Below are 15,772 nucleotides of genomic sequence, written 5' to 3'. Positions count from 1 at the left end.
GAACTAGGCACCTCCTAGGTAGGCTTCGATAACTTTTGGATTACTTTGAATTTCGCTTGGTGTCCCTTCAGCGATTACTTTTCCATATTCCAAAACATAGATCCGTTCACAAATATCCATCACCAAAGACATGTCGTGTTCGATAAGAACAACAGATATCCCAAACTCTTTTTGGATCTTACGAATAGTCTGTTTCAAGTCTGTGGTTTCATTAGGGTTCATCCCGGCAGCGGGTTCATCTAAGAAAAGGATCTTGGGTTCAGTCGCCAAGGCTCGAACGATCTCCAAGGCCCGTTGTTGGCCATAAGGCAAGTTCTTGGCTTTTTCATTGGCGTAGCCTTCCAGGCCAAAGATGGCTAATAATTCCATTCCCTTAGCATGGAGGGCGTCCCGGTTTTGATAGTACTTAGGCGTTCTTAGGAGACTGTGCCAAACCCCTACCCCACGTTTGTTGTGCATGGCAATGAGGACATTATCCAAGACTGAACGGTTGGCAAAGAGGCGGATATTTTGGAAGGTCCGGGCCACCCCCATTTCATTAATCTTATCTGGACGTTGACCTGCTAGGGACTGACTGCCTTGGTCGGTTTCTAATTCAATCGACCCAGAAGTCGGTGCATAAACCCCAGTAATCAAGTTAAATAGGGTGGTTTTCCCGGCCCCATTAGGACCAATCAAACCGATTAATTCATCCGCTTCCACATGGATACTAACATCGGAAACGGCGGTTAGGCCCCCAAAGGACTTGCTGAGATGACTTAAGCTTAAGATACTCATACTATTGGTCCTCACTTTCTTCTTTGGCTGCTACTTGTGACTGTCCCCGTCTGCGCTTAAAGAGCTTGGAGAATTGGAATTCATATTCTCCCATTAATCCCGACGGCTTGAAGATCATAATTAAGATCAAAGCGGCGGCATAGAGGATGGGACGTACTTGACCAAAAGGTGCTAGGAAGGTATTCAATAGTCCCAATAAGATCGAAGCCACGAAGCTCCCGGAAATGGACCCAATCCCCCCGAAAACCACGATCACTAAGATGTCGATGGATTTTTGGAAGGTAAACTGACTGGGGTTAATCACGCCAAAGTAGGAAGCATAGAGGGTACCAGCAATACTTGCGGTTACCGCCCCGATCACAAAGGCCAGGGTCTTGTAGGTGGTGGTGTGGATCCCCACTGATTCGGCCGCAATCTCATCTTCACGCACCGCAATGGTGGCCCGACCAGGACTGGAATAGATGTAGTTAACCACTAATAAGGTAGTAATCACCACAAAGACATACATGGTAATCCAGGTCACGTGACGGGGGACACCAGAAATCCCGGCAGCCCCATTAGTAATCTCTAAGTTCATAATGGTAATCCGGATAATCTCAGAAACTCCAAGCGTGGCGATAGCTAGGTAGTCACCCCGTAAACGCAGGGTAGGAATCCCCACGATCAAGGCCACTACGGCGGTCACTACCATACCAGCTAGTAAACCGGCTAAGAAACCGGCTTGACCAGGAATCTCTTGGGAAACGATAGCTCCCACATAAGCCCCGATCGCCATAAAACCAGCATGTCCTAGGGAGAACTGGCCGGCATAACCAACCACTAAGTTAAGTCCTACGGAAAGAATAATATTAATGGCAATATTCATAATAATGTTTTGGGTGTAGGCCGAAACTAAACCAGCAATGTAGGACGCTGCCATTAAGACAAAGCCGAGCACGATGACAGCAATCCAAGCTAAAGTGGTCTTGGTGAAAAATTGATTGAACCAAGAAGTTTTGTTTTCTTTCATCTTTGCCACCTACACTTTCTCTACTTGCGGTTTACCGAGCAAGCCAGTTGGTTTGACCAGTAAAATAATAATCAAAATAATATAAACTGCGGCGTCTTTCCAGGTGGAGAGACCAATCATGGAGACGAAGGTTTCCACAATACCGATAATTAAGCCCCCGAGAACAGCACCAGGGATGGAGCCAATCCCGCCGACCACAGCTGCAACAAAGGTCTTAGTCCCAATATTGACACCCATTAATGGTGAAATGGAATTATAGTAAATCCCTACTAACACCCCTGCTGCACCTGCTAAGGCTGAACCAATTAAGAAGGTAAAGGAAATAATGGTGTTGGCATTAATCCCCATCAATTGAGCCGCATCTGGGTCAACCGAAACCGCCCGCATGGCTTGGCCTAACTTGGTCTTTTGTACGATCACTTGTAAGGCAATCATTAAAACAATAGTTACCGCTAAGATCAGAATTTGTTGGGAGTTAATGGTAAAGGCTCCCAATTGTAAGGACCAATCAGGAAGGTCGGCTGGAAAGGCACGCACTTCAGGCCCTCTGAGGAAGATCATCACGTTTTGTAGGAGCATGGATACCCCAATCGCAGTAATCAAAGCGGCAATCCGGGTCGCCCCACGCAAGGGTTTATAAGCCACCCGCTCAATAATAACCCCTAATACAGCAGTAAATAACATAGCTAAAATTAAAGCCGGGAAAACACCCATTCCGACATTAGTAATCAAGGTGAAACCGACAAAGGCCCCCACCATATAAATATCCCCATGGGCAAAGTTAATTAAACCAATAATCCCATAAACCATGGTATAACCCAAGGCCATCAAGGCATAGATGCTTCCTAGCGCCACGCCATTGATTAATTGTTGAATGACATTATTCACACTTCTCACTCCATCCTATTTCAATCATTTTTAGACCTAGATATAAAAGATTTGGCTTTAAAGCCCTTACATCCTATTAATCAAACAGTAAGCAGAGTCATCCCAGGACAACTCTGCTTGCTTTAATTTTTAAATATTAAACTTTCTCACTATTTAACCGCTTCAATGGCTTGAGAACCAACCACTTGGCCATCTTTTACCTCTTGGATAAAGACAGTCTTAGACGGATTGTGTTTTTCATCCATGGAGAAGTTCCCAGTGACTCCGGTAAAGTCCTTGGTTTCAGCCAGAGCTTTTTGGACCGCTTCACCGTCCGTAGTGCCGGCACGCTCGATCGCGTCGAAGGCCAGGTTAGCCGCATCATAAGCTAGAGCTGAGAACATATCGGGTTCAGATTGGTAGGTCTCCCGGTACTTGGCTAAGAAATCTTTGACTTCTTGAGGAGAGTCTTCGTTTTCAACGAAGTGGGCAGCATAGTAAATGTTATCCCAGTTTTCTTCCCCTGCTAAGTTAATAATTTCCTTATTACCAAAGCCGTCTGGACCAAGAATTGGCAGGTCAATGCCCATTTCGCGCGCTTGTTTAATAATTGGACCAGCTTCTTCATAATAACCAGCAACGAAGATCACTTGGGCATCTGAGTTCTTAATATTGCTCAAAATACTGTTAAAGTCAGATTCCTTAGCCACATAGGATTCTTCCCGAACCACGTCACCATCAAAGTGCTTGTGGAATTCGTCAGATAGGTTTTGACCGTAGTCAGAAGAATTATCCTTGATGATCGCTGCCTTAGTATAGCCTTCCTTGTTAGAGAATTCCGCTAAGGAGCCCCCTTGCAAGGAATCTTGGAAGCAAATTCTAAAGATATAATCCAAGACATTGCCCTCTTGGTCAAGGGTAATATTATCAGCAGTAGCAGTTGCTGAAATCAAAGGGGTCTTGGCCCGGGTCACTGTTGAAATCGTCGCTTCAGTATTATTGGTGGTAGAAGGTCCAATAATTACTGCCGCGTTTTCATCAACGAGTTTTTCCGCACCAGAAACCGCTTCTTCAGTCGTGGACTTATTATCATATTCTAAATAGTTGATCTTCTTATCGAGAAGGCCGCCAGCTTGATTTTTTTCATCTACGGCGAGCTTAATCGCATTGTTCTGTACAACACCATAAGCAGAAACATTGCCCGATAACTCCCAGTTCCCCCCAATACGAATTTCATCTGCATTTTCAGCGGATTGATTAGTCGTCTCAGTCAAGGAACCCGAACCGCAGCCGGTTAAGGCCATGACACTCCCCAATGTCACAAAGGCTTTCAACCATTTCTTATTCATGCTAACTCCTCCTCATTAAAATTTGACAAAAGAATAAGTATTCAATTGCTGATACTCAATATTCTAAAATAGTCTGACAATTCTGTCAAACACTTTTTAATTTTTTTGAAATTATTTATCAAAATTTGGTGAGGATCAATAAACTTAGTAATATAGCAAAGACTCTTTAGCCCTAATTTTCAATGAACAAAGTCTAATTTAAAAATTCTTGGATTAAAAGGATTATTTAACCACTTCAGTATCGACCACTTGGCCACCTTGAAGTTCTTGGACAAAGACTTCTTTGACTGGGTTATGGTCTTTATCGAAGGAGAATTTACCAGTCACCCCTTGGAAGTCCTTGGTTTCAGCTAAGGCTTTTTGAACGGCTTCGCTATCTGTTGAACCAGCTTTTTCCATAGCTTGGGCGATGAGGTTGGTTGCATCATAAGCTAGAGCAGCAAAGTGGTCAGGTGAGGTCCCGTAAGCATCTTCGTATTTCTTGATGAATTCTTTGACGTTTTCAGGTGAGTCTTCATTATGGGAGAAGTGGGTCACGAAGAAGACATCGTGGGCATTTTCTGGTCCAGCTAAGTCGATGAGTTTTTGGTTACCAAAGCCGTCAGGTCCCAAGACTGCTGCGTTTACACCCATTTCCCGTAATTGTTTGATGATTAAGCCACCTTCTTGGTAGTAACCAGCGATAAAGACAACATCCGGTGAATTTTGCTTTAAGTTGGTTAAGAGGGCCTTAAAGTCGGTATCTCCGCTGGTGTAAGACTCTTCACCAACCACTTGACCGCCATGTTCTTCAAAGGAAGCCTTGAAGTCATTGGCCACGTTTTGACCGTAGTCAGAGGAGTTGTCTTTTAGGACAGCAACTTTCTTCCAACCCTTTTGAGCGGCATACTTTCCTAATTCCTTACTTTGGTAAGCATCTTCGAAACAAGTTCTAAAGACATAGTCGTAGAGGTTACCGTTATCATCGAGGGTCAAGCCATTCCCAGTAGCTGCAGGTGCTACCATAGGCACCTTAAATTGTTGGGCCACTGGAATTTGCGCTTCACAGTTTCCAGTGGTGTCTGAGCCTACCAGAACATTAACGCCTTCTTGTTCCACTAAGCGGGTGGCTTGAGAAGTGGATTCAGCATTGTCTGACTTGTTATCGGCACTGACATATTCTACTTTCTTGCCTAAGACCCCACCATTATCGTTGAGGTTTTGAACGGCAACTTTGACCCCGTTGTCGTGAGGGGTTCCATAGGCAGAATATTGCCCAGACAAGGACCAGTTCCCACCAATCTTCACCACATCACTGTTAGCAGAATCATTCTTAGCGGTCTCGGTCATCGATCCACAGGCCCCTAGCATCATAGCAGTTCCAAATAAGGCGGCTAATTTCTTCATTTTTTTCTTCATCTTTAAAACCCTTTCTCAAGTATTGCTCACGGCAATTTCCTTAGAATCATCAAACGCTGATTTGTTGGCCAACAGAGAAGCGTTACATAACAATTATTTCAAGTCAGTAGCCATAGAAAAAGCCACCCATCTTAGAATGAATGGGTGGCTTTATTGTTTATCCAAGTCCCATTCATTTTAACAAGCACGAATAGGACTTAGTCTGTTTTTTATTGAAACAGCGTTAAGCCCTGGTATTAATAATAATAATAATTGCTTGAGGGGAGCTAAACATGGATAAACTTCCTTTCGAAATAATCTTGAACTTATTCTAGCAGGGCTTGCCATAGAAAGCAAGCCCTTTTGTGGTAATTGTCTGAATTTTTGAAATATTGGATAATTAAAAGATATAAAGAATATTAAAATAGACTGCAACAAGCTCGCTCAAGCTCCCTTAATCAATAGAACTGCGCTTTCTTTTTGCGCTTAAATTCAGGGATAAAAAAAGCCACGACAATAAAGTCATGGCTTCAGCGTGCTAACCCTCTAAGGTTCAATTGGTGTGGTGTCAACAATTTCGCCCTGGTCCACCCTTTGAACATAGGCGGTCTTAATCGGATTATGTTGGTCATTGATGGTAAAGTTCCCCGTAATCCCCGAGAAGTCCTTGGTTTCTGCTAGGGCTTGGTTGATGGCCTTGCTATCTACCGATTGGGCCCGTTCAATGGCGTCAAAGGCTAAACGCGCCCCATCGTAAGCCAAAGCAGCAAACATATCAGGAGCATGGCCATATTTTTCCTGGTAGGCCTCCATAAATTTCTTAAGTTCTGGACTAGGCTCATTGGTGGTGTAGTGGGCCGTGTAATAGACATTGGTCATGTTTTGCTTACCGGCAAGATCAATAATCTCTTGGTTACCAAAGCCATCTGGCCCTAGAATTGCCGCCTTAACCCCTTGCTCACGGGCTTGCTTAATCAAGGGTCCAGCTTCCTCGTAGTAACCGGCCACAAAAATCACATCCGGTTCCTGTGATTTCAAGCGAGTCACCAGGGAGTTGAAGTCCGTATCCTTAGCATTATAGGCCAATTCATCCAAGACTTCCCCTTGGAAATATTTCTTAAATTCGTTGGTCAAGTTTTGCCCGTAATCGGTCGAATTGTCCCGGATTAAAACAGCCTTCTTGTACTGACTATCGTTAGAAAACTTAGCCAAGGCCTGCCCTTGAAAAGCATCCTGGAAGCAGACCCGGAAGACATTGTCTAAGACTTTGCCGGAGCTATCGGTAGTCAAACTATCACCCGTGGCCATAGGCGCAATCACGGGTAGGGAGGAGGCGCTTGAGATCTGCGCTTCCATTAAGCCGGTGGTGGCTGGGCCAATGATTAAGGATACTTGGTCGTTAGATATTAACCGCGAAGTATTGGCCGTAGTTTCTTCACTGGTGGATTTATTATCCAAGGCAACATAGTCTACTTTTTTGCCTAAAAGTCCGCCCGCCTGGTTGACCTGGTCGACGGCTAATTCCACCCCTTCATTTCCTGGGCTACCATAGCCTGCTGTGGCACCGGAGAGTTCCCAGTTACCGCCAATCTTAATCACATCTGCTTGGTCATTGGTCTTTTCTTGAGTTTGGGTTAAAGACCCGCAAGCAGTCATCATTAAGCAGCTGACGGCTAGGGCCAACCCCTTTAAATTGCGCTTGATCTTCATAGCTCATCCTCCTTTTCTCTAATAATTGATTATTAAATATCAGACAATTCTGTCTTTAATTTATTTTTTATTGTATTTTATTTATCTATCCCTGTCAATAATATTTTATGCCTTAAAAATTAGGCAAAAAAAGAGCCAAGACAAAAATCTCAGCTCTTAAGGTGTGACTGTCACACTCTCTAGTTGAGTTCGGACGCCAGCCTTGAAGTCGCTTCAGAAAATTCCAACGCACAGTCTTCTGTGCTTATGGTATTTCCTTCCTCCGATTCAAGTCTCTGACGGCATCCTCACATCCTTACTAAACGTGTTCCGGGTGCAGATCGATCTCCACTTCACTAAAGTACAAGAAATTCTTTTCAAGAATTTTTGTTCTTTAGTTCCAGTGTTATCGATCTTTGGTGCACTCGTCACACTCTCTTATTCCACGCCTTTTAGGGCTTCTACCATGTCGACGTGTTTGAGTTTGACATGCATGATTCCCATGACTATCAGGGTAAAGAGATAGGTTAGGGCAATGGAATAGAGGTAGGAGGTCCAGTGGATGGTATGTGGGAAGATTAAATTATCTACTTCTACGGTTTTTAAGATATATCCTGTCAGACCGTAGCCCATCAAGAGGCCAATGAGAATGCCTGCTGTAGTGAGCAAGAGGGTCTCCCTAAAGATATACATGGTCACTTCATTAGGATAGGCACCAAGGACCTTGATGGTAGATAGTTCCCGAATCCGTTCAGACACGTTAATATTGGTTAAACTATAGAGCACAATAAAGGCGAGTAGGGCGGCGGCAATAATAAGAATTAAAGTCACCACATTTAAGCTTTCAATGGTGTCATTAAAGGCATCACGGAGGCTTTGACTAGCGTAGGCAGCCAGGACATGGTCGGTGTTTTGTAAGTCTTCTAAGACCTGCCCTTCACTGGCTGACTGGCTTAATTGGATTTGTCCCATATTAGGCGCCGGCAAGTCCTTGGCAATCAGATTCTTATAAGTATTCTCATTAATAAAGCAATCATGGAAGATATAAGATTCTACAATCCCTCCGACCGGCAAGCTAATCTTTTGCCCGGATTCATTGGCCAGCTCAATCGTATCCCCTTCAGAAAGGCCCAGTAAGCGGGCCAATTTCTGGCTTATGAGAGCCTCATTATCCTTTAAATTATAAGCTTTTTCCGGGTCATCCACGGCATTGAAAGCATAAAAGTCATGGTAGGGACTGTCAGAGTTAAAGACCCGGAGGCGGACAGTTTGGGTATTAACATTAGGATCAGTGGTTTCCAGATTGGTCGTATAGGAATGGAGGACCTGGTCGACGCCATCGGTAGCTTCCACCGCTTCCCGGACGGCTTGGTTATCCTCGGCATTCAAGTCATTAGCGTATTGGGCCACGACATCATAGGACTCAATCACAGTATATTGGCGGTCAGCCAGGCCAGAAATCGAGTCAGAAATCCCGAAACCAGTCAATACCAAGGCGGTACTCCCAGCCACCCCAATGACAGTCATCAAGTTCCGACCCTTATAACGGAACAGGTTACGGAGGGTAATCTTCATCGAGAAGTTGAGGTGACTCCAGAACCAGCGCCATTTCTCTAGGAGGATATGTTCCCCTTGCTTAGGCGGTTTAGGCCGCATCAATTGGGCGGCATTCTCTTGGAGCAAGTGGCTGGTGGTAAAGATGGCCGGTCCCACTGTGGTTAAGAGAGCTATGCCCAGGGCTAGGAGGATATCTTTCAGGTAGAAACCGTATTGGATATCCGGCAGGGTGTACATCATCCGGTAAGCATTATAGATAATATTAGGGAAGAGGAAATTACCAATCCCTACCCCGATCACGGTGCCTAAGAGACTGGCTAAACTGGCATAGAGGAGGAACTGCATAGCAATGTCTCCTGACCCGTAACCAATTGCCTTCATGGTCCCCACTTGTGAGCGTTGCTCGTCCACCATTCTTGACATGGAGGTGTAGGATACCAGGGCAGCCACCAAGAAGAAGATCCAAGGGAAGACTTGGGCGATGGCAGAAATCCGCTCAGCATTATCCCCGTATTCACTAATTCCTGATAAGGCACTGCGGTCATTGACCAGGTAAGTGGGGGCTTTGAGTTCTTCTAACTGCTTAGCTTGTTCGTCGAGGTCTCTAGTTTTTTGGTCAATTTCTTCCTTAGCTGACTGCATTTGCTCTTGGCCTTGGGAAACTTTATCTTTTTCCTGGTTGAGGCGGTCTTGGTTGGCTTGGAATTGGCCAGCAAGCTGCCCCAAACCAGCTTCCTCTAGGCTCATTCCAGCGGGTAGTTGACTCTTGATCCCTTGAACCTCTTGGTCCAAACGCCCTTGGGCTTGGTCTAAAGCCGACTTGGCCTGGTCAAGTTCACTCTTTTTACTGTTTAGGTCATCTTGCGCCTGGTTGAGCTGTTTACGGCCCTCATCAAGGGCTTCTTGGCCATCACTTTTGGCTTGATCAAGTAAGTGATTAGGCCGGTCTTCAAGGGCGGACTCAACCTCCGCTTTTTTATCGGCAACCAGGTGGTCATAGTCATCACTATAGCCGTGATATTGACGAGCCTCGGGGATACGGATGGAAACGGCTGAATCATATTCGCCTTCAAAGGCATCCGGACTCACTACCGCAAAGGCATCCAAAGCCCCATCGCCGATACTGGTTTGTCCCCGGATTAACTTATCAATATACATGGGAGAGTCGACAAAGCCCACCACGGTAAAGCTATCCTGCTTGAGCTTGGGAGCCTTGTCATCCTCTGTCTTGCCGGCTTGGTTGAAAGTAATGGTGTCCCCAATGGCAATATCTACCTGGTTTTCAGCAATTAACATATGGTCAAGAGCAATCTCTTGGTCATTTTCCGGTAGGCGACCTTCCCTCACTTTAAAATGATTGACTTCTGCATCTAAGGCATTGAAGTTAGGAAAGATCCGGTAGAGCAGTTCCGAGTTTTCTGACTGGCGGTCGACGGTCTTATAAGACAAGCTATCGATCCCATCCACTGTATCTAAAGCATCCAGGTCTTCGGGGCGAATTCCCCAGGTCGATTGGAGGGAAAGGTCTTCTAAATAATAATCGTCATAGTATTGGTTGGAAGTATTCAACATATTTGGCGCCGCGGCTCGGATCCCCACAAAGAAACCCGTTCCTAATAAGATAATGCCAAAGAGGGCTAAAAAACGGGCCCAGGAATTTCTAATTTCGCGCCAAGCGTTCTTCCATAAAGCTGTTTTCTTCATGCTTACCACTCAATCTCTTCGACTTGCTTAGGGTCATCCTGAGTAACGTTGGATTCCACCTGGCCGTTCTTAATCCGGATCACCCGGTCAGCCATGGCGGCAATGTTTTGGTTGTGGGTAATGACCACAACTGTGGTGCCATTGTCTACTGACTGTTTTTGTAGGAGCTTGAGCACTTGTTGGCCGGTGTCATTGTCCAAGGCCCCGGTAGGTTCATCGCAGAGTAGGAGCTTGGGATTTTTGGCAATAGCCCGAGCAATCGATACCCGTTGCTGTTCCCCACCAGAGAGTTGGGCGGGGAAGTTATTTTCTCGGTCTGCCAAGTTCACTTCCTTTAAGACTTCACTAGCGGTAAAGGACTGGTCGGCAATCTGCTCAGCCATTTCCACATTTTCCTTAGCGGTAAGGTTAGGAATAAGATTATAAAATTGAAAAACAAAACCCACATTATCGCGGCGATAAGCGGTGAGTTCACGTTCATTAAAGTTGGCAATATTTTTACCGGCTACCCAGATTTCACCACTACTTGCCTGGTCCATACCGCCTAAAATATTTAAAACGGTTGACTTCCCGGCTCCTGAAGGTCCCAAAATCACCACAAATTCGCCTTCTTCAATGGTGAAGGAGACATTATCGTTCGCAATCACTTGGCTATTGCCTTGGCCATAGCTCTTGCAAACATCTTTTAGTTTAATATAAGACAAGTTGACCACCCTTTTTGTACAAAATACTTCTTATTAATATAATTATACTAATTTCTCACGAAAGGGACAAAAAAGCAACCGATATTGTTCACTGAAAATAGCCTCCCTATGGAGATTATGATAGAGTAAAACTAAATCAATCGAATAAAGAAGAGGAGATTTTTACATGCCCAACTTAGAAAATGTCCGCCTCATTGCTATCGATATGGATAAGACCCTGATTACCGATAGTGGCGAGCTTCCCGACCGCTTTGACAGCCTGGTGAAAGACCTCGCCCAAGTCGATGTCTTAGTCGCTATTGCTAGTGGACGCCCCAATTATACCTTAAAAGCTATGTTTCCTCACCTAGAGGACCAAATCACCTTTATCTCTGATAACGGCGGTTATGTCAGCTACCAAGACCGCCCCCTCTACCAGGAATTAATCGACCCTAAGGACTACCAAGCCATGGCTCGCTTTGCCGAAGACATCCCTAATAACATCGGGGTCTTGTGTGGCTTAGACGGGGCCTATGTGGCTAAGGAAGCCAAGATTTATGATGAGGCCTTGCGCTATTACTACTACCAACTGAATTATGTGGATGACTTGACCCAACTGGACCTTCCGGCCAACAAATTCACTATCTACCTGCCTAATAATGATAGTAAGGCCCACCATGACCAAGACTATGCTCCAAAATTTGGAAATGACTTCTCGGTTGCTGTCTCCGGCTGGGACTGGATTGATATCACCGCTCCTGGCGTCGATAAGGGCCAAGGCATAAGCCATCTGGGCCAAGCCGAGGGAATTTCTCCTCAAAAAATGCTTGCCATTGGTGATAATTACAACGATATCCCCATGCTAGAAGTGGCCGCATACAGTTATGCCGTTGCCAACGCCCATGACGATATCAAGGCCGTTGCCAAATACCTAGCCCCGTCTAACAATGATCAGGGAGTGATCCAGGTCATGGACCAAGTCCTCCAAGCTAAACAAGCTTAAGCCATCAAAAAATGCCCAGCTCATTCTATAGCGGTCAGCAAGCTGTTGAAAGATTTATCAACTGCTTTGACCCGCTTCCACAGAATAGGCTTGGGCATTTTTTACTTTTAGTCATCGGCTAATTTGGCAAAAATCATCTTTCCAGCATTGGTTTGAATAGCACTGGTCACTTCGACCTCAAGCTCTTCATCCATATGCAAGCGTCCTTCTTCCACCACAATCATAGTGCCATCATCCAAGTAACCGACCCCTTGTTGGCGTTCGGTCCCCTTTTTAATGATATGGACTTGCATGCGGTCGCCAGGAATAACCACGGTCTTCATGGCGTTAGCTAATTCATTTAAGTTAAGGACCTTAATTTGATGGAAGTGGCTGACCTTGTTGAGATTATAGTCGTTGGTCACCACCACCCCATTCACTTCCTTAGCCAGTAGCAGCAACTTCAAATCCACTTCTTCCTCTTCTTCAAAGTCGCCCGCATAAAATTCCACCGGCAAGTTATCTAAGGCTTGGATAGCGTTTAAGACATCTAAGCCCCGCCGTCCCCGGACCCGCTTAGAGGCATCGGAAGAATCGGCAATGTACTGAAGTTCCTTGAGGACAAAGTTGGGCACTAAAATCGTCCCTTCGATAATCCCAGTCTTTAAGACATCCAGGATCCGGCCATCAATAATAACACTGGTATCCAATATCTTATAGGGTTTGAAGTTTTCCCAAACTTCGCTCTCTTGCCCCGACTCCTTATCGGACTTGGCTGGGCTGGGACTACTTTTAGCCTCCTCTTCATCACTAGCGGTCTCCTTGTCTTGGACACGGTCCCGTAAATTACTGATACGAATATTACGGAAGAAGGCCAATATCTCATCACTCTTCACCCAGAGGACAAAATACCCTAAAAAAGCAAAGAGAATGGTCAGAACGACCGGCAAGACATTACTGATAAAGTAAATATCCAAGGCAATCAAAGGAATATTAATCAACCAAGCCAGAATCAGCCCCATAACAATTCCTAAGAGAGCGATGAGGATATTGCTGATCGGTAGATCGCGAATCTCCTTCTCTAAACGTCTGACCAGTTTCTTTTCAAGCGGTTCTAATAATTTAATAAGAATTAGAAAAATAAGTGCTCCAATGATGATATTAATCCACGCTTGATTAATAAAGGTGTGGGATAAATTGGTCCACCGCCATAAGATGGGGAGGAGATAGTAACCAAAGCCTGCCCCCACTAATAACCACAGAAAATCAATAATCTTGGCCCATACATCTAATCGTTTCATCTTGTCACCCCCTTTCAGTGGTTTTTATTTTATTTTCTATTACATTATACACAATATATCTTTTAAGTGTTAGTTAATTATACTCCCTATCTTCCCTGAGGGAGAAAGACTTCTTTGAGAACTTGAGTCAGGGTCTTGGCACCAATAATTTCAATGTCTTGACTATCGGTCGCCAGGCCTTGCAGGTTCCCATAGGGGATAAAGATCCGTTTAAAACCTAATTTTTCCGCTTCTTGGATCCGTTCATTAATCCGGGAAATCCGACGAATTTCACCGGTCAGGCCAATCTCACCCACAAAGCAATCGCTGGCCTGGGTTTCCTTCTCCCAGTAACTGGAAGCCACAGCTACAGCAATAGCTAGGTCAATGGCCGGTTCATCGAGTTTGACCCCACCAGTTGACTTAAGGTAGGCATCTTGGTTCTGCAGCATGAGATGGGCCCGCTTCTCTAAAACCGCCATAATGAGGGTCACCCGGGAATAGTCCAAACCACTGGCGGTACGGCGGGCATTCCCAAAGGCTGTAGCCGACAAGAGGGCTTGGATTTCGGTTAGAATCGGACGCGTTCCTTCCATGGAAGCAACCACTGCCGACCCATTGGCTCCCATGAGCCGTTCTTCTAAAAAGAGCTGGCTAGGGTTGGTGACCTCTTCCAGGCCCTGACTTTTCATGTCAAAAACTCCGATTTCATTGGTCGACCCAAAACGGTTTTTGACCGCTCTTAGGATTCGGAAGGTGTTATGCTTCTCCCCTTCCAAGTACAAGACTGTGTCCACCATGTGTTCGAGAATCCGCGGTCCGGCAATATTACCTTCCTTGGTCACATGGCCGACCACAAAGATGGCGATTCCAGAGCTTTTGGCGATATGCATGAGTTCCCCGGTCGCTTCTCTGACCTGACTGACACTACCGGCTAAGGATTCATTATTGGGATGGACCATGGTTTGAATGGAATCAATCACCACAAAATCCGCCTGGGTATCAGAAATCGCCGCTTCAATGGCCAAGAGGTCGGTTTCCGCATAAACAAAAAAGTCCGCATCCTGGTAGCCTAGACGGTCAGCCCGCATCTTGATTTGATGTAGACTTTCTTCACCGGAAACATAGAGGACCCGGCTACCATTATCACTTAATTGCTTGGCCACCTGGAGGAGCAGGGTTGACTTCCCAATGCCGGGATCCCCACCAATCAGGACCAAAGACCCAGGGACTACCCCGCCACCGAGGACCCGGTTGAACTCGCCTAAGCCAGTCTTTACCCGTTTTTCTTCCGCCTGGCTGACTTCCTTGAGGCGTTCAGGCTTGGCTTTTTTCTGATTGACCTCTGTCCCAGCTTGGCGGATGGGCTTCCCCGCAATCACTTCCTCTTCCAGAGTATTCCAAGCTCCGCATTGGGGACATTTCCCATACCACTGAGGTGATTCATAGCCACAAGCCTGGCAAGTGTAGACAGTTTTTCGCTTCTTTTTAGCCATTCCTTCCCTCTACTTTCTCTTATTGTCCGGAACTTCCAAAACCACCACTCCGCTCCTTCAAACCACCACTATCTTGGTCAGTCTTCAGGTAGGGGGTAAAAATCCCCTGGGCAATCCGCTCGCCCTTCTCAATCACCACATCTTCCAAGCCAAAATTGAGCAGTTGAACATAGATATGGCCTTCATTATTGGCATTATTATAGTAGTCACTATCAATAATCCCCACCCCATTAGGTAAGGTGAGGTTACGTTTCCAAGGGTTACTGGACCGGGAAATAATTTGCAGGTATTCATCGTGAGGCATATAAGCCTTGAGCCCGGTCGGAACCAGGCTAGGTTGGGTAATCTTCGCTAAATCGCCTTTTCCTTGTCCCCCTGCCGCTTTGACAGCCGCCGACCAAAAGGAAGGTAAAACCACCCGCTCAGCGGCCTCAATGTCATAGCCAGCCGCAGAAGTAGTTTGCCTTTGGGGTAGGTGTATACCTTGATCTTGGTAGGAACTGACAATTTCAAATCCTCTTTTTGCCATTACTTTCTTCACGCTCCGCTTCTTTTATTCATTATATAATGGAAGGACCGCTTCCCAAAACAAAAGCCAAAGCCTTAAACAAATTTTATCCTTCTTTGCCTAGGGGATTTTTTCCCTTACAATGATTAAGAAATAGATCGACTGGATCACTTACAAAGGAGTTTACTATGAATCGTTATACTGTTGCCCTCATTTTTGGCTTAATTGCCTTCGCCATTGCCCTCTACCGGCTCTTCAAAACCCGGGTTCCTGGTAAGGAAAAGCTCGACTATTATTTAAAAATTTCCTTTTGGGTCTTTATCGGTCTGGCCATTATTGCTGCTTCCTTCGGCCAATATCTGGGGTTGAATTAAAAAATCATATTAATGAGCATTCGTTCTGCTTTTGAAATTAGATCGTTAGAAAGCCATGGCTAACAACCTATTTCAAAGCGCCACTACTGCTCATAACTAGCTAATATATGAATATAATTT

13 protein-coding genes are annotated in these 15,772 nt (G+C 45.4%); 2 read left to right on the top strand and 11 right to left on the bottom strand.

The features are described 5' to 3' along the window. Nucleotides 1–3 precede the first annotated feature (3 nt). The 8 genes from CJ190_RS00415 to CJ190_RS00380 all read right to left on the bottom strand — a co-directional run bounded on the left by CJ190_RS00415 (nucleotide 4) and on the right by CJ190_RS00380 (nucleotide 11,033). Nucleotides 4–777, bottom strand: coding sequence for an ABC transporter ATP-binding protein (locus CJ190_RS00415; protein ID WP_064292700.1), 774 nt, complete (start codon nucleotides 775–777; stop codon nucleotides 4–6). 1 nt (nucleotide 778) lies between these two features. Beyond that, on the bottom strand, nucleotides 779–1,786 hold the full coding sequence (locus CJ190_RS00410; RefSeq protein WP_064292699.1) for a branched-chain amino acid ABC transporter permease: 1,008 nt from the start codon (nucleotides 1,784–1,786) through the stop codon (nucleotides 779–781). Nucleotides 1,787–1,795: 9 nt separating this feature from the next. Continuing rightward, complete coding sequence (locus CJ190_RS00405; protein ID WP_076340191.1) at nucleotides 1,796–2,674, bottom strand: branched-chain amino acid ABC transporter permease; 879 nt, start codon at nucleotides 2,672–2,674, stop codon at nucleotides 1,796–1,798. A 149-nt stretch (nucleotides 2,675–2,823) separates the two neighbouring features. Continuing rightward, the gene (locus CJ190_RS00400) at nucleotides 2,824–4,002 is read right to left on the bottom strand and encodes an ABC transporter substrate-binding protein (protein ID WP_064292698.1); all 1,179 of its coding nucleotides are present in this window, start codon (nucleotides 4,000–4,002) and stop codon (nucleotides 2,824–2,826) included. Nucleotides 4,003–4,224: 222 nt separating this feature from the next. Then, nucleotides 4,225–5,400, bottom strand: a complete 1,176-nt coding sequence (locus CJ190_RS00395; RefSeq protein ID WP_064292697.1) for an ABC transporter substrate-binding protein — start codon at nucleotides 5,398–5,400, stop codon at nucleotides 4,225–4,227. A gap of 525 nt (nucleotides 5,401–5,925) precedes the next feature. Beyond that, entirely contained in the window at nucleotides 5,926–7,089 is a 1,164-nt protein-coding gene (locus CJ190_RS00390) for an ABC transporter substrate-binding protein (protein WP_064292696.1), read from the bottom strand. A gap of 417 nt (nucleotides 7,090–7,506) precedes the next feature. Continuing rightward, nucleotides 7,507–10,329: an FtsX-like permease family protein gene (locus CJ190_RS00385; protein ID WP_064292695.1), complete on the bottom strand. Its 2,823-nt coding sequence runs from the start codon at nucleotides 10,327–10,329 to the stop codon at nucleotides 7,507–7,509. 2 nt (nucleotides 10,330–10,331) lie between these two features. Continuing rightward, nucleotides 10,332–11,033, bottom strand: a complete 702-nt coding sequence (locus CJ190_RS00380; protein WP_064292694.1) for an ABC transporter ATP-binding protein — start codon at nucleotides 11,031–11,033, stop codon at nucleotides 10,332–10,334. Between the two features lie 166 nt (nucleotides 11,034–11,199). Here CJ190_RS00380 and CJ190_RS00375 point away from each other — a divergent pair, with 166 nt between their 5' ends. Further along, the gene (locus CJ190_RS00375; RefSeq protein ID WP_064292693.1) at nucleotides 11,200–12,015 is read left to right on the top strand and encodes a Cof-type HAD-IIB family hydrolase; all 816 of its coding nucleotides are present in this window, start codon (nucleotides 11,200–11,202) and stop codon (nucleotides 12,013–12,015) included. A gap of 107 nt (nucleotides 12,016–12,122) precedes the next feature. Here the strand turns inward: CJ190_RS00375 and CJ190_RS00370 are convergent, their stop codons facing one another. From CJ190_RS00370 to CJ190_RS00360, 3 genes are all read right to left on the bottom strand, one after another. After that, nucleotides 12,123–13,295: a PIN/TRAM domain-containing protein gene (locus CJ190_RS00370; RefSeq protein WP_064292692.1), complete on the bottom strand. Its 1,173-nt coding sequence runs from the start codon at nucleotides 13,293–13,295 to the stop codon at nucleotides 12,123–12,125. A gap of 86 nt (nucleotides 13,296–13,381) precedes the next feature. Then, nucleotides 13,382–14,770 carry a DNA repair protein RadA gene (radA, locus tag CJ190_RS00365; protein WP_064292691.1) on the bottom strand — a complete coding sequence of 463 codons (1,389 nt, stop codon included), beginning with the start codon at nucleotides 14,768–14,770 and terminating at the stop codon, nucleotides 13,382–13,384. 19 nt (nucleotides 14,771–14,789) lie between these two features. Continuing rightward, complete coding sequence (locus CJ190_RS00360) at nucleotides 14,790–15,299, bottom strand: dCTP deaminase/dUTPase family protein (RefSeq protein ID WP_064292706.1); 510 nt, start codon at nucleotides 15,297–15,299, stop codon at nucleotides 14,790–14,792. Nucleotides 15,300–15,466: 167 nt separating this feature from the next. Here CJ190_RS00360 and CJ190_RS00355 point away from each other — a divergent pair, with 167 nt between their 5' ends. Next, nucleotides 15,467–15,652: a hypothetical protein gene (locus CJ190_RS00355; protein WP_064292690.1), complete on the top strand. Its 186-nt coding sequence runs from the start codon at nucleotides 15,467–15,469 to the stop codon at nucleotides 15,650–15,652. Nucleotides 15,653–15,772: the final 120 nt, after the last annotated feature.

The organism is Aerococcus loyolae, assembly GCF_002871915.2.
GTDB classification, from domain to species: Bacteria; Bacillota; Bacilli; order Lactobacillales; family Aerococcaceae; genus Aerococcus; species Aerococcus loyolae.
Note: the sequence above shows the minus strand (reverse complement) of the source record. Positions and strands in the feature narration are given on the sequence as shown.

Coding starts and splice junctions, on each gene's coding strand:
- CJ190_RS00395 (WP_064292697.1), bottom strand. CDS start 5,400: ATGAAGAAAAAAATGAAGAAATTAGCCGCCTTATTTGGAACTGCTATG.
- CJ190_RS00410 (WP_064292699.1), bottom strand. CDS start 1,786: ATGAAAGAAAACAAAACTTCTTGGTTCAATCAATTTTTCACCAAGACC.
- CJ190_RS00375 (WP_064292693.1), top strand. CDS start 11,200: ATGCCCAACTTAGAAAATGTCCGCCTCATTGCTATCGATATGGATAAG.
- CJ190_RS00360 (WP_064292706.1), bottom strand. CDS start 15,299: ATGGCAAAAAGAGGATTTGAAATTGTCAGTTCCTACCAAGATCAAGGT.
- radA (WP_064292691.1), bottom strand. CDS start 14,770: ATGGCTAAAAAGAAGCGAAAAACTGTCTACACTTGCCAGGCTTGTGGC.
- CJ190_RS00385 (WP_064292695.1), bottom strand. CDS start 10,329: ATGAAGAAAACAGCTTTATGGAAGAACGCTTGGCGCGAAATTAGAAAT.
- CJ190_RS00355 (WP_064292690.1), top strand. CDS start 15,467: ATGAATCGTTATACTGTTGCCCTCATTTTTGGCTTAATTGCCTTCGCC.
- CJ190_RS00370 (WP_064292692.1), bottom strand. CDS start 13,295: ATGAAACGATTAGATGTATGGGCCAAGATTATTGATTTTCTGTGGTTA.
- CJ190_RS00400 (WP_064292698.1), bottom strand. CDS start 4,002: ATGAATAAGAAATGGTTGAAAGCCTTTGTGACATTGGGGAGTGTCATG.
- CJ190_RS00390 (WP_064292696.1), bottom strand. CDS start 7,089: ATGAAGATCAAGCGCAATTTAAAGGGGTTGGCCCTAGCCGTCAGCTGC.
- CJ190_RS00415 (WP_064292700.1), bottom strand. CDS start 777: ATGAGTATCTTAAGCTTAAGTCATCTCAGCAAGTCCTTTGGGGGCCTA.